Raw genomic sequence first — 18,349 nt, 5'->3', positions numbered from 1 at the left:
TGGCACGTCATTCCGGGACGGTTCGCTGCGCGAACTGGCGAAGCCATTTGGCGCACTGGACCGAACCCGGAAATCTCGAGATTCCGGGTTCGCGCGTGCCGCGCGCCCCGGAATGACGGAGTGTGACGTTCACAGCCACCGCTTCCGCCGTTTGAAGCTCTTCAGGTTCTTGAAGCTCTTGCGCTGGTCGCCGGCGCCGCCGAGGTAGAATTCCTTGACGTCCTCGTTGTCGCGCAAGCTCTCGGCGGTGCCGTCGAGCACCACCTTTCCCTGCTCCATGATGTAGCCGTGGCTGGCCACCGACAGCGCCGCGCGCGCGTTCTGTTCGACCAGCAGGATGGTGACGCCGAGATCGCGGTTGATCTCCTTGATGATCGCGAACACTTCCTTGACCAATAGCGGCGACAGTCCCATCGACGGCTCGTCCATCAGGATCATCTTCGGCCGCGCCATCAGCGCGCGCCCGATCGCCAGCATCTGCTGCTCGCCGCCGGAGAGATAGCCGGCGAGGCCGGTGCGCTCCTTCAGCCGCGGGAAATAGTTGAACACCATCTCGATGTCGCTTGCGACCTCGCGATCGGATCGCGTGAAGGCGCCGAGCTTGAGGTTCTCCAGCGACGTCATGTCGGAGACGATGCGGCGCCCCTCCATGACCTGGAAGATGCCGCGGCGAACGATCTTCTCCGGATCGATGCCGTCGATGCGCGCGCCGTCGAACATGATCTCGCCGCGCGTGACCTCGCCGTCCTCGGTCTTCAACAGGCCGGAGATCGCCTTCAGCGTCGTCGACTTGCCGGCGCCGTTGGCGCCGAGCAGCGCGACGATCGCGCCCTTGGGCACATCGAGGCTGAGCCCGCGCAGCACCAGGATGACGTCGTCATAGACGACCTCGATGTTGCGGACGGAGAGCAGGGGGGCTGCTGTCGCGCTGGCTGCGCCGGTTCGCGGAGTGTCGAGTGTTTCGGTCATTGTGGCTGTCCACCGCTGTCGTCCCCCGCGCAGGCGGGGGACCCAGTATTCCAGAGACGCCGATGCTTGATCGATGAGCCGCGGCGTACTGGATCCCCGCTTTCGCGGGGATGACGATCGTGTGTGGGGCGACTGCTGAGTTCACTCAACCGTCGCCGATCAACTTACCAACCAGCCCATTCCGCCTTGCGCGGCAGCTCGATGGTCTTGACCTTCTCGAGCTTGATCACGCCCTTGGCCATGAGGTCGTTGAGGTCGCCATCGGTCGGACCCGTCACGCGGGCGCGATAGAGGTCGACCTTCATGGTGCCGCGGTGGTCCTTGTCCGTCCAGGTGGACGGGCTGCAGACGCCCTCCATCCCGGCCGGCACCCAATCTTTCTTCTGATAGAAGCCCTTGGCAACGTTCTCGCCGGTGGCACCGCCGTTCTTCGCAGCCCACTCGATCGCCTCCTTCATGTAGAGCGAGGAGCAGACCGCGGCGACGTAGTGCACCGGGCGGTAGACCTTGCCGGTCGGGTCGGACATCTTCGAGATCTCCTGCACCGTCTTCATGCCCGGCGCATCGCCACCCCAGGCCACCGAGGTGCGCAGCGGGAAGATCACGCCGTCGGCGGCAGCGCCCGCGGTCTTGGCGGCGTTCTCGTCCATGCCCCAGACGTTGGACAGGAACTGCACGTCGACGCCGGCATTCTTGCAGGCCTTCATCACCGAGATGTTGGAAGCCGCGGTGTTGCCGAGATAGGCGTAGTTGGCGCCGGAGCTCTTCAGGCTCAGGCACTGGGCGCTGTAGTCGCCGGGCGCCAGCGCGAACACCAGCGGCGGCAGCACCTCGAAGCCGAGCTCGGTGGCGAGCGCCTCGCCGGCCGCCTTCGGTGCGTTGGGGTAGGGGTGGTTGGCGCCCATGTGGACGAATTTCGGCTTGCCCGGCTTGCCCTTGGCCTTCCAGTCCTCGGCCGCCCAGGTCAGCTCGGCGCGCAGCGCATCCGAGTAGCTCGGGCCGTAGAAGAAGTTGTACGGCGCCGGCTTCGCCTTGCCGCTGGTGCCTTCCGGATCGGTCAGCGCGGCAGCGTAGGAGCCGGACATGTCCGGGATCTTGTCGTTGGCGAGGAAGCCGGTCAGCGCCTCGGTGTCGGCGGTGCCCCAGCCCATGATCGCCGCGACCTTGTTGTCCGGTGCCGACCACTTCTTGTACAACGCGATCGCGCGCGGCACCTGGTAGCCATAATCGTTGCTGTCGACTGCGAGCTGCTTGCCGCCGATGCCGCCGTTCTTGTTGACCCAGGCGAAGGTGTCCGCGACGCCCTGGCCGTAGGGCGTGCCGACGTCGGACGTGCCGCCTGAGAGATCCTGCAGATGGCCGATCGCGATCTGCTGCGCCTGCGCCGACGGGGCGAATGCGCCCGCCAAGAGCGCCAGTGCCGCCGAGCCGAGCCATGATTTGATCGTCATAGTGCTTCCTCCTGTGGTGGGTTCGGGCCGGATTGCCGCCGGTCCCTGTTGGTTGGAATCAATGTGAGAACGGATAGAGCTTCCAATAGGTCTTGATCTGGCGCCAGCGATGCGCGAGCCCGTCGGGCTCGAACATCAGGAAGCCGATGATGATCAGGCCGATCGCGATCTCGCGCAGAAAGGTGATGTTGTTGTTGAGCGCGAGCGCCTTGTCGATCGCGCCGCCCTTGAGGAGATGGCTGAGCCACTCCATCGATTCCGGCAGCAGAACGACGAAGGCGGTCCCCATCAGCGTGCCCATGATCGAACCGGTGCCGCCGATGATGATCATCGCAAGGAACAGGATCGAGCGCTCGATGCCGAAACCTTCCTGCGAGATCACCAGCTGGTAGTGCGCATAGAGGGCGCCTGCAATGCCGGCGAAGAACGCGGCGAGGCCGAACGACAGCGTGCGATATTTGGTCAGGTTGATGCCCATGATCTCGGCCGAGAGATAATGGTCGCGGATCGCGATCAGCGCCCGGCCGTCGCGGGTGCGCATCAGGTTGGTGACGAGGAGGTAGCAGACCAGCACATAGGCCAGCACGACATAAAAATACTGCCGGTCGCCGCGCAGCGTGTAGCCTAGAATCGAGAACGGATTGGCCGAAGCCGGCACCGAGCCGCCGGAGAACCATTCGGCCCGGGAGAAGAAGTCGAGCAGGATGTATTGCGCAGCGAGGGTGGCGATGACGAGATAGAGCCCCTTCAGGCGCGCCGCCGGAAGGCCGAAGACCAGACCAACGAGGGCCGTGATCACGCCGGCGAGCGGGATCGCGAAGAACACCGGGATGGCATAGGCGTTGTTGATGTAGGCCGAGGTGAAGGCGCCGAGCAGGAAGAAGCCGGCCTGGCCGATCGAGATCTGGCCGGTGAAGCCGACCAGGATGTTCAGCCCGAGGGCCGCGATCGCGAAGATGCCGATCTGGATCGAAACCGACAGCCAGTATTCGGAGAACACCTGCGGCGCGAAGCACAGCAGGATGACACCGGCGATCGCGAAATTGCGGCTGGTCCTGGTCGGGAAGATCGTGGTGTCGGCCGCGTAGGAGGTGCGGAAGTCACCGGCGGGTATCGTGGAACGTGCGACCATGGTTCAGATCCGCTCGATGTCTTTGGTGCCGAACAGGCCGTAGGGCTTGATCATCAGGATGATGATCAGGACGTAGAACGGCGCGATCTCGTACAGATTGCCCCAGTGCAGATACTGGCTGTCGACATATTGCGCGATATTCTCCAGGAGGCCGATGATGATGCCGCCGAGCACGGCACCGCCGACCGAGTCGAGGCCTCCGAGGATCGCCGCCGGAAACACCTTGATGCCGTAGGCCGACAATCCCGAGGACACGCCGTTGACGACGGCGACGACCACGCCGGCCACGGCGGACACGGTCGCCGAGATCGCCCAGGCCATCGCGAACACGCTCTTGACGGAGATGCCGAGCGATTGCGCGACCTGCTGGTTGAAGGCGGTGGCGCGCATCGCGAGGCCATATTTGGAGGCCTTGAAGAACCAGGCCATGCCGAGCATCATCAGCAGCGACACGACGAGGCTCATGACGTAGACCGTCTGGATCTGCAGTCCGAACAGGTCGACGGACGTGCTTGCGAACACTGGCGGGAACGGCTGCGGATTGACGCCAAACATCCATTTCAGCGCCGCCTGGAACACGGTCGACAGGCCGATCGTGACCATGATGACGGAGATGATGGGCTCGCCGATCATCGGCCGGAGGATCACAACCTGGATCGCGATGCCGAACGCGAACATGAAGACCAGCGTCAGCGGCATGCCGACCCAGAACGGCACCTGATATTTCGTCAGCAATGCCCAGCACACCCAGGCGCCGATCAGGAGCAGCTCGCCCTGCGCGAAATTGACGACCTGGGTCGCCTTGTAGATGAGCACGAACGACATCGCGACCACGCCATAGAGCGTTCCGACGACGAGGCCGTTGACCAGGAGCTGGATGAGGAAGGCGGTGTTCATGATCGTTCTCACTCGTCATCGCCGGGCTTGACCCGGCGATCCAGCTTTGTCGGAAGAGGATGGATGCGCGGGGCAAGCCCGCGCATGACGATTGGGTGTGCCGAGCCGGCGTGGCTCTTACCCTCTCCCCTTGTGGGAGAGGGTGGCTGCGCGCAGCGCAGCCGGGTGAGGGGTTCTCTCCGCGGGCGAGCGAGAGGAGAGGGACCCCTCACCCGACCGCGTTTGCGTTGACCGGCCGAGATGCCCTCTCCCACAAGGGGAGAGGGCGCAGTCATGCGCAGTGTTTCGCGCTGCTCGTCATCGCCGGGCTTGACCCGGCGATCCATCGTGAGAGAGGCGTTGGCAAGAAGATGGATGCGCGGGTCAAGCCCGGGCAGGACGACCGAATATGACGATAAGCACATCACTCTGCGGCCTCCGCCATGGGGCCGTGGCTGCCCAGGTCCACCACCTTCAGCGTGGTGCGGATGCGCTGGGTGGTGCCGTCCTGGAAGCGGATGACCGTGTCGACGGGGATCGCCGGCTTGCCGCCATAGATGCCGTCGATGATATCGGCGTACTTCTCGTTGATGACGCTGCGGCGCACCTTGCGCGTACGTGTGAGCTCGCCGTCGTCGGCATCGAGTTCCTTGTACAGCAGCAGGAAGCGGGAGATGCGCTGCGCCGGCGGCAGGTGGGCATTGACGGTCTCGACCTCCTTCTGCAGCAGCGCATAGACCTCGTTGCGCGAGGCGAGATCGGAATAGGTGGTGAAAGCGATGCGGTTCTTCTCGGCCCATTTCGAGATGATCGAATAGCGGATGCAGATCATCGCGGCGAGGTGCTCGCGGCCGGCGCCGAGCACGACGGCCTCGGCGATATAGGGTGAGAACTTCAGCTTGTTCTCGATATATTGCGGTGAGAAGCGCTCGCCGCGCGCGGTCTCGGCGAGGTCCTTGATGCGGTCGATGACGACGAGCTGCTTCGCGTCGTTGAAATAGCCGGCGTCGCCCGAATGCATCCAGCCGTCCTTGACGTCGGCGGTCGAGGCTTCCGGGGCCTTGTAGTAGCCCAGGAACATGTTCGGGTGGCGTACCAGGATCTCGCCGATGCCCTGGCTGTCGGGCTGGTCGATCCTGATCTCGATGTCGTCAGCCATCGGCACGCCGGTCGAGTCGGGATCGACCTTGTCGTCCGGATGCAGCGTGTAGGCCCCGAGCAGCTCGGTCTGGCCGTAGAGCGTGCGCAGCGGCACGCCCATGGCGCGAAAGAACTTGAACGTATCGGGCCCGAGCGCGGCACCGCCGGTGGCAGCCGAGCGCAGCCGGGTGAAGCCGAGCCGGTCGCGCAGCGCACGGAACAGCAGCATGTCGGCAAGGCTCGAATGCCGGCCCTTTTCCAGGGCCGCAAGGCCGGTCGACATGCCCAGATGGTAGAGCCGCTGCTTCAGCGGCGAGGCGTCCATGACGGCGGCACGGACGTCGGCCGCGATCTGCTCCCACACCCTTGGTGCAAACAGCACGAAGGTCGGCGCGATCTCGCGGAAGTCGTTCATCATCGTGTCGGGCTCTTCGACGAAGTTGACCTTCATCCGGCAGAGCAGTCCTTTGCCGAGCACGTAGACCTGTTCCATGATCCAGGGCAGCGGCAGCACCGAAACGTATTCGTCCTCCGGCCCCTTCGGATCGAACGCGAGATAGGTCGCGCAGTGCTTGAGCACGCGCGCGGCCGAGAGCATCGCGAGCTTCGGATGCGAGGTCGTGCCCGAGGTGGTGCAGAGAATGGCGACGTCGTCGCCGACGGTCGCATCGACCATGCGGTCGTACAGATCCGGCTCGCGCGCGGCCCGATTGCGGCCGAGCTCAGCGAGCTTGTCCGCCGGCATCAGCCTGGGATCGTCATACTTCCGCATGCCGCGCGGATCGGAATAGACGATATGCTTGAGCGCCGGCACGCGCTCGGCGAGGTTGAGCAGCTTGTCGACCTGCTCCTCATCCTCGGCGAACACCAGCCGAGCCTCGCCGTAATTGAGCAGGTAGGCGGCCTCGTCGTCGAGCACGTCGCGATAGAGCCCGAGGCTGTAGCCCCGGATCGCATGCGTTGCGATCTCCGCGGCAACCCAGTCCGGCCGGTTGTCACCGATGATGCCGATCACGTCGTCCTTGCCGAGCCCAAGCTCGACCATGCCGAGCGTGAAATCGCGCACGCGCGCCTGGTAGTCGGCCCAGGTGAAGGTGCGCCACAGCCCGAGATCCTTTTCGCGCAGCGCGATCTCCGTCCCGTGCTCTTTCGCGTTCAGCCGCAGCAGCTTCGGATAGGTGTCGGCCTGCCGGACGCGACCCGCATAGTCCATCATGCCGCGTCCTCCGCGATGGACGGCGCCTCGTCGGGATCGACCAGCAGTTCGTCCTCCTCGCCGAGATAGGCGCGCTTGACGTGGGGATCGGCGAGCACCGCGGCCGGGTCGCCCTCGGCGATCTTGCGGCCGAAATCCAGCACCATGACGCGGTGGGAAATGTCCATCACCACGCCCATGTCGTGCTCAATCATCACGACGGTCATGCCGTATTCCTCGTTGAGGTCGACGATGTAGCGCGCCATGTCCTCCTTCTCCTCGAAGTTCATGCCGGCCATCGGCTCGTCGAGGAGAATGAGATGTGGCTCCAGCGCCATGGCGCGGGCGAGCTCGACGCGCTTGCGCAGGCCATAGGAGAGCGTGCCGGCCGGCGCCTTGCGCACCGACTGCAGGTCGAGGAAGTCGATGATCTGCTCGACCTTCTCGCGGTGCTTCAGCTCCTCGCGCCGCGCGCCGGTGAGCCAATACAGAGAGCCGGTGAGGAAGTTGTTCTTCAAGAGGTGATGGCGCCCGACCATGATGTTGTCGAGCACGCTCATGTGGTGGAAGAGGGCGAGGTTCTGGAAGGTGCGGCCGATGCCGATATTTGCGCGCGCGCTCGGCGGCAGGCCGGTGATGTCGCGGCCGCGATGGAACAGGCGGCCCTCGGTCGGCTTGTAGCGGCCGGAGATGCAGTTGACGATCGAGGTCTTGCCGGCACCGTTCGGGCCGATGATCGAGAACAACTCGCCCTCGCGCACGCCGAAGCTGACGTCGGTCAGGGCCCGCACCCCACCGAAACGCAGCGACACTCCGCGCGCTTCCAACGTATAGTCCAAGTCGTCCTCCCGAATTGTCTTGGGCGCTTGGCGCGCTCTTCAAGGCATCGTGTCGCGCGACGTTGAGCTCGTCGCGTCGGCTGCAATCCTATCCCGGGCATCGGTTCCGCGCCATCCGACGAATGACGGGCCACCCGGGCGGGCGCATTTTGCCGCATCTCGGATGCACCTCATCGGAGGCGCGAGTCGAGAGCAGTGGCCCTCGATAGGGGAAAGCGCTATCAGGAACTGTCTTGCGCCTGACATTTCCCAGGCTAAATTCACCGCTGGATTGTTGCGATGCAATATGGCTGCCGCGAGCTTCGACGAGACGAGATGACGGCTTGATCTCTCCCGATACCCTTCTGCGCATCGCGCCCTGGTCCCGCCATTTGAAGCCCGAGGAAATCGACACGGCCGCGGCCGGCGTCGTCGAGCGGTCGTTTGCGGCCAACGAACACATCTTCGTCCGCGGCGACCAATTCGACTACTGGACCGGGATCGTCACGGGTCTGGCGCGCATGAGCACGGTGTCGCGCGGTGGCAAGGCGACGACATTCGCCGGCATGTCGGCCGGCGCCTGGTTCGGCGAGGGCAGCGTGCTGAAGAACGAGCCGCGCCGCTATGACGTCGTGGCGCTGCGCGATACGCGCGTCGCGCTGATGGAGCGGCCGACCTTCATGTGGCTGTTCGAGAACAGCGTCGGCTTCAATCGCTTCCTCGTCACCCAGCTCAACGAGCGGCTCGGCCAGTTCATCGGCCTGGTCGAGGTCGGCCGCACGCTGGATGCGACGGCACGGCTCGCCCGCAGCATCGCGTCACTGTTCAATCCGATCCTCTACCCGAATACGACCCGCCACCTGGAGATCACCCAGGAGGAGATCGGCGCGCTGTCGGGCCTGTCCCGGCAGAACGCCAATCAATGCCTCAAGACGCTGGAGCGGGAGGGCCTGCTGCGCGTCGAATATGGCGGGGTGACCGTGCTCGATCTCGACCGGCTGCGCTGCTACGGGGACTAGATCCCGCCTTGCGTCGCGCCGATACGGGATTGATCCAACGCCTTGTTTTCCGTCGAGCTTGACCGGCGGCTTCGGCTGTGGACTGCTCGCCGGGAACTTCGGCCCGAGGGGGCGCGACGGTGTTGGAGTGAGTATGGCGGGGAAGGATTGCAGCGGCCGCGTGGCCCTGATCACGGGCGTCACGGGCCAGGACGGCGCCTATCTGGCCGAATATCTGCTCGGCCTTGGCTACACTGTGCACGGCATCAAGCGGCGGTCATCGTCCTTCAATACCGCGCGGGTGGATCATCTCTACCAGGATCCGCACGAAGGCAACGTCCCGTTCCTGCTGCATTACGGCGACATGACCGATTCCACCAACCTGATCCGGCTGGTGCAGCAGATCCGCCCCGACGAGATCTACAATCTCGCGGCCCAGAGCCATGTCGGCGTCAGCTTCGAGAGTCCGGAATACACGGCCAATGCCGACGCGCTCGGGGTTCTGCGCTTGTTGGAAGCCATTCGCATTCTCGGCATGGAGAAGCAGACGCGGTTCTACCAGGCCTCGACCTCGGAGCTGTACGGCCTGGTGCAGGAGATCCCGCAGCGGGAGACGACACCGTTCTATCCGCGCTCGCCCTATGGCTGCGCCAAGCTGTACGGCTACTGGATCACGGTGAACTATCGCGAGGCCTATGGGATGTTCGCCTGCAACGGCATCCTGTTCAACCACGAGAGCCCGATCCGTGGCGAGACCTTCGTGACCCGCAAGATCACCCGCGGCGTCGCCCGCATCGAGACCGGCCTGGAGGAGACGATCTATCTCGGCAATCTCGAGGCCAAGCGCGACTGGGGCCATGCGCGCGATTATGTCGAGGGCATGCACCGTATCCTGCAGGCCGATACGCCTGACGATTTCGTGCTGGCGACCGGCGAGACCCATTCGGTGCGCGAGCTGGTCGAGCTCGCCTTCGCCGAGGTCGATCGCCGCATCGAATGGCGCGGCGAGGGGGTCGAGGAGACCGGGATCGACGCGAGATCCGGCAAGGCGGTGGTGCGGATCGACCCGACCTATTTCCGCCCGACCGAGGTCGACCTCCTGATCGGCGATTGCAGCAAGGCGCGCGACAAGCTCGGATGGAAACCAAGGACGAGCTTCGCCCAACTGGTCAAGGAGATGGTCGCCAGCGATCTGTGCGCCGCACGGCGGGAGGCGAGCAGTGGCCACGCCATTTGATCTCCGCGGCAAGCGTGCCTTCGTCGCCGGCCATCGCGGCATGGTCGGCAGCGCGCTGGTGCGGCGGTTGGCGAGCGAAGGCGTCGAACTGCTGACGGTGCCGCGCAGCGAGGTCGATCTGCGCGACCAGGCGGCGGTGTTCTCATGGTTTGCGCGCGCCCGGCCGCAGGCCGTTTTCCTCGCCGCGGCGAAGGTCGGCGGCATCGTCGCCAACAACACGCTGCGTGCCGAGTTCATCTACGAGAACATCGCCATCGCCACCAACGTCATCCACGCCGCGCATGTGAACGGTGCCGAGAAGCTGATGTTTCTCGGGTCCTCCTGCATCTATCCCAAGCTCGCCCCCCAGCCGTTGCGCGAGGATTCGATGCTGACCGGGCCGCTGGAGCCGACCAACGAGCCCTACGCGATCGCCAAGATCGCCGGCATCAAGATGGTCGAGGCCTATCGCAGCCAGTATGGCGCCGATTTCATCAACGTGATGCCGACCAATCTCTATGGCCCCGGCGACAACTACCATCCCGAGTACAGCCACGTCGTTGCGGCGCTGATCCGCCGCTTCCATGAGGCGAGGCTCGCCGATGCGCCGGAGGTGGTGGTCTGGGGCACGGGAACGCCGCGGCGCGAATTCCTCTATGTCGACGACATGGCGGATGCCTGCGTGTACCTGATGAAGACCTATTCGGAGGCGGGGCTGGTCAACATCGGCACCGGCGAGGACATCACGATTGCCGATTTCGCCCGTGTGGTTGCGGCGACGGTCGGCTATCAGGGACGGATCAGCTTCGACACCTCGCGCCCCGACGGCACTCCGCGCAAGCTGCTCGACGTCTCGCGCCTGGCGAAGCTCGGCTGGCGCGCGACGACGTCGCTGAAGGAAGGCATCGCGCGCGCGTATCAAGCGTTTCTGCGGGAGACGGGGCAGGCGGCCGCCTAACCCGCCGCTGTCGTCCCGGCCTTGCGCGGGACCCATACCGCGTGATGTCTGAAACGGGCAGGCCGCGCGTTCCACGCGTCTCACGCCGTTCGGTGGCTATGGGCCCCCGGGTCAAGCCCGGGACGACACCGTTAGTTGGAGGCCGATTGCTGCGCCTTCACACCCAGCGCCTTGGCCATCGCCGAGATCAGCGGCTTCATGAAATAGGCCTCGCCCGCCGGTGTGATCGACGGCGTCAGCCCATGCGCAGCCAGCTCCTCCGTCACCACAGGCCCGACGGAGGCGATCTGCGTGCGTGCCAGTCCCTCACGCAGGCGTGCCTCGACGCCGTGCGCCCTGGCGACGTCGAACAGCCGCCGCGGCTGGCCCGAACTCGTCAGCGCGATCGCGTCAACCTTGCCGGCGATCATCTCGTCGATCGCGGTGAGGATGTTCGCATCCGCCGCCTTGGCATCATAGACATAGGGCAGCACCGGATCGACCTCGGCGCCACCCGCCTTGATCGCACTGATCAGCGCCGAATGATCCTTGTCGGGATAAAGCTGCAGGCCGAGCCGATGGCCCGCGAGGTCGTAGCTCGCCAGCAGTTCGGCCACGCCTTCCGAGGTCGGCTTCTCCGTGGTGACCTGCGCCTCCAGGCCGAGCTCGCGCAAGGCGCGCCCCGGCTTGGGGCCGCGGGTGAAGGTCCGGGCCTTGCCAATCGCGGCGATGAACTCGGCCTCGACGCCGATCCGGCGCGCCACCGTCATCAGCCGCCTGAGGCCCTCGCCGGTCATCAGCACGAGATCGTCAAACGGCCGTTCGTTACAGCGGCGAATCCAGGCTTCGATCGGCGCCGGGTCCGGCGCATCCTCGATCGTGAACATCGGACATTGCAGCACGTCCGCGCCCTGCTCGGCGAGCAGCCGCGAGAACTGCGCCTCCTCGCGGGTTTCCAGGATCAGGATGCGGTTGCCGGTCAGCCTGTCAGCCATGACGATGCTCGAAGTTTGAGAGTTGATGTTTTGTTCATCCTGCCCACGGGCCGAGCGTTGGCGCAAGCGCGCGGAGGGTGATAGAGCAGGGCCCGAACGGGCGCCAAGCCTGCCGCATCATTCACCCCTTCGTCATCCGCCCGGTAACGTCACGCCATGTCCGACCACCAATATGTCCTGACTCTGTCCTGCCCGGATCGTCCCGGGATCGTCTCGGCCGTCTCCACCTTCCTCGCCCATAACGGCCAGAATATTCTCGACGCCCAGCAGTTCGGCGACTTCGAGACGGGTCATTTCTTCATGCGCGTGGTGTTCACGGCGGCCGACCTCGCGGTCAACCTGCCGGCGCTGCAGACCGGATTCGCCGCGATTGCCGAACGCTTTGCGATGGATTGGCAGATGCGCGACCGCGCCGGGCAGCGCCGGGTGATGCTGCTGGTGTCCAAGTTTGACCATTGCCTGGTCGACATCCTCTATCGCTGGCGGACCCGCGACCTCGCGATGATCCCGACCGCGATCGTCTCCAACCATCCGCGCGAGACCTATGCCGGGCTCGATTTCGGCGACATTCCGTTCCACCACATGCCCGTCACCAAGGACACCAAGCGCGACCAGGAACAGGCGATCCTGAAGCTGGTCGAGGAAACCGAGACCGATCTCGTCGTGCTCGCGCGCTACATGCAGATCCTGTCGGACGAGATGTCAGCGAGCCTGTCCGGCCGCTGCATCAACATCCATCATTCGTTCCTGCCGGGCTTCAAGGGCGCGAAACCCTACCACCAGGCCTATGAGCGCGGCGTCAAGCTGATCGGCGCTACCGCCCATTACGTCACCCGCGATCTCGACGAGGGCCCGATCATCGACCAGGACGTCGAGCGAATCAGCCATCGCGACACCCCCGACGATCTCGTGCGCAAGGGCCGCGACATCGAGCGGCGCGTGCTGGCGCGGGCGATCCGCTATCACCTCGAGGACCGCGTCATCCTCAACGGCCGCAAGACCGTCGTCTTCATGGATTGATGTCGCCGCCGTCAGCGGCCGGGGGCGGTCGCCTGCGCGTTGGCGTTCGACTGCGTCTGCTTGTCGCGTTCGGCGGCCGGCAACTGCCGCTGCCGCTCGCGCTCCTGCATGAACCGGTCGTATTCGGGGGTGCCCGGCCGGGGTGGCGCGTCGGCCGGCAGGCCGCCGGCCCATTGCGGCATTAGATCGCCCATCCCCGCGCCGACCTTCTCATTGATCGACGAGCAGCCGGCGAGGATCGGCCCGGCCGCGGCCAGAAGCATCATCGCGGCCGGAAAGAGCCTGGTCCGGTGGGGGCGTCTGGCCGGCATTGACGGGGGACCTTTCGTGCTGCGGGCGACCCGCGGCCCGGACCCTAACGACTTGCCATCAATTGGTAAAATTTGGCCGTTCGATGGTTTAGGTATTAATATACCAATCACGGATCGGTGGTCCGTTGCGGAAACCTACCGTTCACGAAGCCTCCCATGATCGCCATTGACAACGGGGTCCCAAGTCCGCAGCGATGCGCCCGCGATATCGTGAACGAGATCGCACGGTTAAGACAACAATGGCCGGGGGCTGCGGTCCTGATCCGACCAGGGAGGTAGTTTCAATGTTCGTGCGAAACAAGACACTGACGCTCGCCGCCAGTGCGGCGCTCGCCGCGGCTGCGCTCGCGTCCGGTGCGGCGCGGGCCGAAGACGTGTTCAAGATCGGCCTGATCGTGCCGATGACCGGCGGCCAGGCGTCGACCGGCAAGCAGATCGACAATGCCATCAAGCTCTACATGCAGCAGAACGGCGACACCGTCGCCGGCAAGAAGATCCAGGTCATCCTCAAGGACGACGCGGCGCTGCCCGACAACACCAAGCGTCTGGCGCAGGAGCTGATCGTCAACGACAAGGTCAACGTCATCGCCGGTTTCGGCGTGACACCGGCGGCCTTCGCCGCCGCGCCGCTTGCCACCCAGGGCAAGATCCCGGAGGTCGTAATGGCGGCCGGCACCTCCATCATCACCGAGAAGTCGCCCTACATCGTCCGCACCAGCTTCACGCTGCCGCAGTCCTCGACGATCATCGGCGACTGGGCGGTCAAGAACGGCATCAAGAAGGTCGCCACGCTGACCTCGGACTACGCGCCGGGCAACGACGCGCTGGCCTCGTTCAAGGAGCATTTCACCGCCGGCGGCGGCGAGATCGTCGAGGAAATCAAGGTTCCGCTGGCGAACCCCGACTTCGCTCCGTTCCTGCAGCGCATGAAGGACGCCAAGCCGGACGCCATGTTCGTGTTCGTGCCGGCCGGCCAGGGCGGCAACTTCATGAAACAATATGCCGAGCGCGGCCTCGACAAGAGCGGCATCAAGGTGATCGGACCGGGTGACGTCACCGACGACGACCTGCTCAACGACATGGGCGACGCCGTGCTCGGCGCCGTCACCGCGCACATCTATTCGGCGGCGCATCCGTCGGCGAAGAACAAGGAGTTCGTCGCGGCCTACAAGAAGGCGTTCAACAGCCGTCCGGGCTTCATGGCGGTCGGCGGTTACGACGGCATCCATCTGATCTACGAGGCGCTGAAGAAGACCGGTGGCAAGACCGACGGCGATTCCCTGCTTGCTGCGATGAAGGGCATGGCCTGGGAGAGCCCACGCGGTCCCATCTCGATCGATCCGGAGACGCGCGACATCGTTCAGAATGTCTACATCCGCAAGGTCGAGAAGGTCGACGGCGAGCTCTACAACGTCGAGTTCCAGACCTTCGAGGCCGTCAAGGATCCGGGCAAGGCCAAGAAGTGACGCGATAGGCGTCATCTCGAGCGCGCACGAACGGTGCGCTCCCTCCCCCGCGTGCGGGGGAGGGCTGGGGTGGGGGTACCCCACGGCACACGCGTCGTGTGGAGAGATGTCCCCCACCCGGATCACATCGTTCAGATGCGATCCGACCTCCCCCCGCAGGCGGGGGAGGCGCAGACCGAGCAAGCATTGAATGCATGCCCTTCGGATGAAGGGATGACTGGGGACTGAAACTAGACTCCATGACCGCCATCCTCACCAACCTCTTCGACGGCGTCGCCTACGGCATGCTGCTGTTCGTGCTGGCCTGCGGGCTCGCCGTGACGCTCGGCCTGATGAACTTCGTCAACCTCGCCCATGGCGCCTTCGCCATGGCCGGCGGCTACGTCTGCGCCGTGCTCGTCAACCGGATGGGATGGCCGTTCTTCGCGGCGCTGCCGCTGGCCTTCGTCGCGAGCGCCATGATCGGCGCGCTGCTGGAGCGGACGCTCTATCAGCATCTCTATGCGCGCAGCCATCTCGACCAGGTGCTGTTCTCGATCGGGCTCGTCTTCATGACGGTGGCGGCGGTCGACTACATCATGGGCTCCTCGCGAATCTTCATCAATCTGCCCGACGTGCTGCAGGGCCAGTTCGACGTCTTCGGCGTTGGCATCGGCCGCTATCGGCTGATGATCATCGTCATCTGCGGGCTGCTCACGGTGGGGCTGCAGCTGGTGCTCTCCAAGACGCGGTTCGGCAGCCGGCTGCGTGCCGCCGTCGATGATCCGCGCGCGGCGAGCGGCCTCGGCATCAACGTGCCGCAGGTGTTCGCCTTCACCTTCGCGTTCGGCTGCGGGCTCGCCGGCCTGGGCGGCGCGCTCAGCGCCGAGATCCTCGGCCTCGATCCATACTTCCCGCTGAAGTTCATGATCTACTTCCTGATCGTGGTCACCGTGGGCGGCTCGTCGTCGATCACCGGCCCGTTCCTCGCCTCGCTGCTGCTCGGCATCGGCGACGTCGCCGGCAAATATTATGTGCCGAAGCTCGGCCCCTTCGTCATCTACACCATCATGATCGTGATCCTGATCTGGCGTCCGAACGGCCTGTTCGGCCGCACGGCGACGCGGTGAGGATCGCATGACCACGAACGCACAAACCGAGGTCGGATTTCACGCCAGGCAGCACGGCCGCTGGCACTGGAGCGAGTTCGCCTTCTGGATCGTCGTGCTGGCGGTCGGACTGGCGTTTCCCTCGCGCTACCTGATCATGACCGAGATCCTGCGGCTGGCGCTGTTCGCGCTGTCGCTCGACCTGATCCTCGGCTATGCCGGCATCGTCTCGCTCGGCCACGCCGCCTTCTTCGGCGTCGGCGCCTATTGCGCGGGCCTGCTCTCGGTGCACGGCATCATCAACGAGCCGGTGCTGGCGCTGATCGTGGCCGGCCTCGCCGCCACCGTGCTTGGCTTCGCCACCAGCTTCCTGGTCATCCGCGGCGTCGACCTGACGCGGCTGATGGTGACGCTCGGCATCGCGCTGTTGATGGAGGCGCTGGCGGAGCGCTTCTCCAACATCACCGGCGGTACCGACGGTCTCCAGGGCATCGACATCCAGCCGATCTTCGGCGTGTTCGCCTTCGACATGTTCGGCAAGACCGGGTTCTTCTATGCGCTCGCGGTGCTGTTCGTGCTGTTCCTGCTGGCGCGGACGATCGTGCATTCCCCCTTCGGTCTGTCGCTGCGCGCGATCAAGAACAATCCGTTGCGCGCCGCCGCCGTCGGCATTCCCGTCAACAAGCGCCTGATCGCGATCTACACCGTCGGCGCGTTCTACGCCGGCATTGCCGGGGCGCTGTTCACCCAGACCACGGCGCTGGCCTCGCTCGACGTGTTCTCGTTCGAGCGCTCCGCCGACCTCGTGCTGATGCTGGTCATCGGCGGATCCGGCTATCTCTATGGCGGGCTGATCGGCGCCGCCGTGTTCCGGATGCTGCAGGAGCTGTTCCAGTGGATCACGCCGCAATACTGGATGTTCTGGATCGGCCTCGTGCTCGTCGTCATCGTTCTGGTCGGCCGCCATCGCATCCACGCCTATGCGCTGTGGCTGCCCAATCTCATCCTTCGGCAGATCGCCGGCCGCAAGGCCGCGGTGGCCCTCACCGATAACGAGGCGCCATGACCTACGCATTGGAAACCCGCGGCCTCGACAAGCATTTCGGCGGCCTCCATGTCACCCGCAATCTGTCGCTGCAGATCGCGCCGGGCGCGCGCCATGCGCTGATCGGTCCGAACGGCGCCGGCAAGACCACAGTCATCAATCAGCTCACCGGCGTGCTGGAGCCGAGCGCGGGGCGCATCCTGCTCGAAGGCCAGGACATCACCGACCTGCCCGTGCACAAGCGCGTGCTGCGCGGCCTGTCGCGCACCTTCCAGATCAACCAGCTCTATCCGGACCTCACGCCGCTGGAGACGATCGGGCTCGCGGTCTCCGAGCGACTCGGCGGCGGCGGCAACTGGTGGCGGCGCATGGGCACGCGCGACGACATCAATGCCGAGATCGCCGAGACCTTGGAACGCTTCCGGCTACTCGACGTGATGAACGATCGCACCTCGACCTTGCCCTATGGCAAGCAGCGCCTGCTGGAGATCGCGGTCGCGATCGCCGCGCGCCCGCGCGTTCTGCTCCTCGACGAGCCCGCCGCCGGCGTGCCCGAGGGCGAGCGCAAGGATATTCTCGCCGCCGTCGCGGCGCTGCCGCGCGACGTGACGGTGCTCTTGATCGAGCACGACATGGATCTCGTCTTCTCCTTCGCCGACCGCATCTCGGTTCTCGTCTCCGGCGCGCTGCTGGTCGAGGGCGCGCCCGACGAGGTCGCGCGCGATCCGCAGGTCAAGGCCGTCTATCTCGGCGAGGCCGCGTGATGACCGATCTGCTGACAATCGAGAACCTGCGCGCCGGCTACGGCCAGGCGGTCGTGCTGCCGGACATGTCGCTGAAGCTGCCCGAGGGGCAGGTGCTGGCGCTGCTTGGCCGCAACGGCACCGGCAAGACCACGCTGATCAACTCCATCGTCGGAGTCACCCGCCGCTTCTCCGGCAAGCTCGCGTTGGCCGGCACCGACATCACGGCTCTTCGCGCCGACCAGCGCGCCCGCGCCGGCATCGGCTGGGTGCCGCAGGAGCGCAACATCTTCCGCTCGCTCACGGTGGAGGAGAACATGACCGCGGTGGCGCAGCCCGGACCCTGGACGGTCGAGCGCGTCTACCAGATGTTTCCGCGGCTCAAGGAGCGGCGCAACAATTTCGGCAACCAGCTTTCCGGCGGCGAGCAGCAGATGCTGGCGATCGGCCGCGCGCTGACGCTCAATCCCAAGGTGCTGCTGCTGGATGAGCCGACCGAAGGCCTCGCGCCGATCATCGTCGAGGAGCTGCTGGCTGCGATCGGCACCATCAGCCGCGCCGGCGGGCTGTGCTCCATCATCGTCGAGCAGCACGCGCAGAAGCTGCTGGCGCTGGCCGACCGTGTCGTGATCCTGGAGCGCGGCACCATCGTGCACGATGCGCCGTCGAGCGCCTTGAAGGCCGATCCGGCGCCCCTGGAGCGGCATCTCGGCGTCGCGAGCGCCGCCGCGCACTGACCTGATCGATAGGCTTGAACGCGACGAGCTGAAGCGTCATCATTGGTTGCGGGGACAGCGTGGCTCGCGCAATCGACCGAGGTCGCGCGGAAGGTCTGGCGGTATGGCGCGGCCGTCGTCAACATCGGTATGCAGAATCCAGTTGTGACGGCCTGGCGGCCGGAGCCTCGTTATCCCGAGGGCGCTTTGCCTGGAGACGGATTTGATGGGGT

Annotated in this window: 17 protein-coding genes; 9 read left to right on the top strand and 8 right to left on the bottom strand. The window is 65.3% G+C overall.

The annotated features are described in order from the left end of the window. Positions 1-129 precede the first annotated feature (129 nt). From QW845_RS21565 to QW845_RS21540, 6 genes are all read right to left on the bottom strand, one after another. Entirely contained in the window at positions 130-969 is an 840-nt protein-coding gene (locus QW845_RS21565) for an ABC transporter ATP-binding protein (protein ID WP_315803560.1), read from the bottom strand. A gap of 164 nt (positions 970-1,133) precedes the next feature. Then, positions 1,134-2,420: an ABC transporter substrate-binding protein gene (locus tag QW845_RS21560; protein ID WP_315803559.1), complete on the bottom strand. Its 1,287-nt coding sequence runs from the start codon at positions 2,418-2,420 to the stop codon at positions 1,134-1,136. A 58-nt stretch (positions 2,421-2,478) separates the two neighbouring features. Beyond that, complete coding sequence (locus QW845_RS21555; protein ID WP_315803558.1) at positions 2,479-3,552, bottom strand: branched-chain amino acid ABC transporter permease; 1,074 nt, start codon at positions 3,550-3,552, stop codon at positions 2,479-2,481. Between the two features lie 3 nt (positions 3,553-3,555). Then, entirely contained in the window at positions 3,556-4,449 is an 894-nt protein-coding gene (locus QW845_RS21550) for a branched-chain amino acid ABC transporter permease (protein ID WP_315803557.1), read from the bottom strand. Positions 4,450-4,852: 403 nt separating this feature from the next. Continuing rightward, positions 4,853-6,784, bottom strand: a complete 1,932-nt coding sequence (locus tag QW845_RS21545; protein ID WP_315803556.1) for a long-chain fatty acid--CoA ligase — start codon at positions 6,782-6,784, stop codon at positions 4,853-4,855. Next, positions 6,781-7,602 (bottom strand): ABC transporter ATP-binding protein, encoded by an 822-nt coding sequence (locus tag QW845_RS21540; protein ID WP_315803555.1) that lies wholly within the window; start codon positions 7,600-7,602, stop codon positions 6,781-6,783. Before QW845_RS21540 ends, QW845_RS21545 begins: the two co-directional genes overlap by 4 nt. Before the next feature lie 323 nt (positions 7,603-7,925). Between QW845_RS21540 and QW845_RS21535 the strand changes: the two genes are divergently transcribed. The 3 genes from QW845_RS21535 to QW845_RS21525 all read left to right on the top strand — a co-directional run bounded on the left by QW845_RS21535 (position 7,926) and on the right by QW845_RS21525 (position 10,753). Further along, a complete protein-coding gene (locus QW845_RS21535; protein ID WP_315803554.1) occupies positions 7,926-8,600 on the top strand; it encodes a Crp/Fnr family transcriptional regulator in 675 nt (224 codons plus the stop codon). Positions 8,601-8,760: 160 nt separating this feature from the next. After that, positions 8,761-9,816: a GDP-mannose 4,6-dehydratase gene (gene gmd / locus QW845_RS21530; RefSeq protein ID WP_409997946.1), complete on the top strand. Its 1,056-nt coding sequence runs from the start codon at positions 8,761-8,763 to the stop codon at positions 9,814-9,816. Further along, positions 9,800-10,753 carry a GDP-L-fucose synthase gene (locus tag QW845_RS21525; protein ID WP_315803552.1) on the top strand — a complete coding sequence of 318 codons (954 nt, stop codon included), beginning with the start codon at positions 9,800-9,802 and terminating at the stop codon, positions 10,751-10,753. The genes gmd and QW845_RS21525 overlap by 17 nt, the downstream gene beginning before the upstream one ends. A gap of 131 nt (positions 10,754-10,884) precedes the next feature. Here the strand turns inward: QW845_RS21525 and QW845_RS21520 are convergent, their stop codons facing one another. After that, positions 10,885-11,727 carry a uroporphyrinogen-III synthase gene (locus QW845_RS21520; RefSeq protein WP_315803551.1) on the bottom strand — a complete coding sequence of 281 codons (843 nt, stop codon included), beginning with the start codon at positions 11,725-11,727 and terminating at the stop codon, positions 10,885-10,887. 156 nt (positions 11,728-11,883) lie between these two features. Here QW845_RS21520 and purU point away from each other — a divergent pair, with 156 nt between their 5' ends. Then, on the top strand, positions 11,884-12,747 hold the full coding sequence (gene purU, locus QW845_RS21515; protein ID WP_315803550.1) for a formyltetrahydrofolate deformylase: 864 nt from the start codon (positions 11,884-11,886) through the stop codon (positions 12,745-12,747). Between the two features lie 11 nt (positions 12,748-12,758). On the opposite strand, the gene QW845_RS21510 is transcribed toward purU, so the two are convergent. Continuing rightward, a complete protein-coding gene (locus QW845_RS21510; RefSeq protein ID WP_315803549.1) occupies positions 12,759-13,058 on the bottom strand; it encodes a hypothetical protein in 300 nt (99 codons plus the stop codon). 284 nt (positions 13,059-13,342) lie between these two features. Between QW845_RS21510 and QW845_RS21505 the strand changes: the two genes are divergently transcribed. From QW845_RS21505 to QW845_RS21485, 5 genes are all read left to right on the top strand, one after another. Further along, entirely contained in the window at positions 13,343-14,524 is a 1,182-nt protein-coding gene (locus tag QW845_RS21505; RefSeq protein ID WP_315803548.1) for an ABC transporter substrate-binding protein, read from the top strand. Between the two features lie 239 nt (positions 14,525-14,763). After that, complete coding sequence (locus QW845_RS21500) at positions 14,764-15,633, top strand: branched-chain amino acid ABC transporter permease (RefSeq protein ID WP_315712905.1); 870 nt, start codon at positions 14,764-14,766, stop codon at positions 15,631-15,633. 7 nt (positions 15,634-15,640) lie between these two features. Next, positions 15,641-16,678: a branched-chain amino acid ABC transporter permease gene (locus tag QW845_RS21495; protein WP_315803547.1), complete on the top strand. Its 1,038-nt coding sequence runs from the start codon at positions 15,641-15,643 to the stop codon at positions 16,676-16,678. After that, complete coding sequence (locus QW845_RS21490; RefSeq protein WP_315803546.1) at positions 16,675-17,421, top strand: ABC transporter ATP-binding protein; 747 nt, start codon at positions 16,675-16,677, stop codon at positions 17,419-17,421. Before QW845_RS21495 ends, QW845_RS21490 begins: the two co-directional genes overlap by 4 nt. Then, the gene (locus QW845_RS21485) at positions 17,421-18,137 is read left to right on the top strand and encodes an ABC transporter ATP-binding protein (protein WP_315803545.1); all 717 of its coding nucleotides are present in this window, start codon (positions 17,421-17,423) and stop codon (positions 18,135-18,137) included. The genes QW845_RS21490 and QW845_RS21485 overlap by 1 nt, the downstream gene beginning before the upstream one ends. The last annotated feature ends 212 nt before the right edge of the window (positions 18,138-18,349 follow it).

This window comes from Bradyrhizobium sp. SZCCHNS3002 (assembly GCF_032377435.1).
GTDB lineage: Bacteria > Pseudomonadota > Alphaproteobacteria > Rhizobiales > Xanthobacteraceae > Bradyrhizobium.
This window is presented reverse-complemented; position numbering and strand designations above follow the sequence as displayed.

Excerpts from the sequence above, each read along its gene's own strand:
- QW845_RS21555 (WP_315803558.1), bottom strand. The coding sequence starts at position 3,552 with ATGGTCGCACGTTCCACGATACCCGCCGGTGACTTCCGCACCTCCTAC.
- QW845_RS21510 (WP_315803549.1), bottom strand. The coding sequence starts at position 13,058 with ATGCCGGCCAGACGCCCCCACCGGACCAGGCTCTTTCCGGCCGCGATG.
- purU (WP_315803550.1), top strand. The coding sequence starts at position 11,884 with ATGTCCGACCACCAATATGTCCTGACTCTGTCCTGCCCGGATCGTCCC.
- QW845_RS21495 (WP_315803547.1), top strand. The coding sequence starts at position 15,641 with ATGACCACGAACGCACAAACCGAGGTCGGATTTCACGCCAGGCAGCAC.
- QW845_RS21545 (WP_315803556.1), bottom strand. The coding sequence starts at position 6,784 with ATGATGGACTATGCGGGTCGCGTCCGGCAGGCCGACACCTATCCGAAG.
- QW845_RS21500 (WP_315712905.1), top strand. The coding sequence starts at position 14,764 with ATGACCGCCATCCTCACCAACCTCTTCGACGGCGTCGCCTACGGCATG.
- QW845_RS21560 (WP_315803559.1), bottom strand. The coding sequence starts at position 2,420 with ATGACGATCAAATCATGGCTCGGCTCGGCGGCACTGGCGCTCTTGGCG.
- QW845_RS21520 (WP_315803551.1), bottom strand. The coding sequence starts at position 11,727 with ATGGCTGACAGGCTGACCGGCAACCGCATCCTGATCCTGGAAACCCGC.
- QW845_RS21550 (WP_315803557.1), bottom strand. The coding sequence starts at position 4,449 with ATGAACACCGCCTTCCTCATCCAGCTCCTGGTCAACGGCCTCGTCGTC.
- QW845_RS21490 (WP_315803546.1), top strand. The coding sequence starts at position 16,675 with ATGACCTACGCATTGGAAACCCGCGGCCTCGACAAGCATTTCGGCGGC.
- QW845_RS21565 (WP_315803560.1), bottom strand. The coding sequence starts at position 969 with ATGACCGAAACACTCGACACTCCGCGAACCGGCGCAGCCAGCGCGACA.
- QW845_RS21505 (WP_315803548.1), top strand. The coding sequence starts at position 13,343 with ATGTTCGTGCGAAACAAGACACTGACGCTCGCCGCCAGTGCGGCGCTC.
- QW845_RS21485 (WP_315803545.1), top strand. The coding sequence starts at position 17,421 with ATGACCGATCTGCTGACAATCGAGAACCTGCGCGCCGGCTACGGCCAG.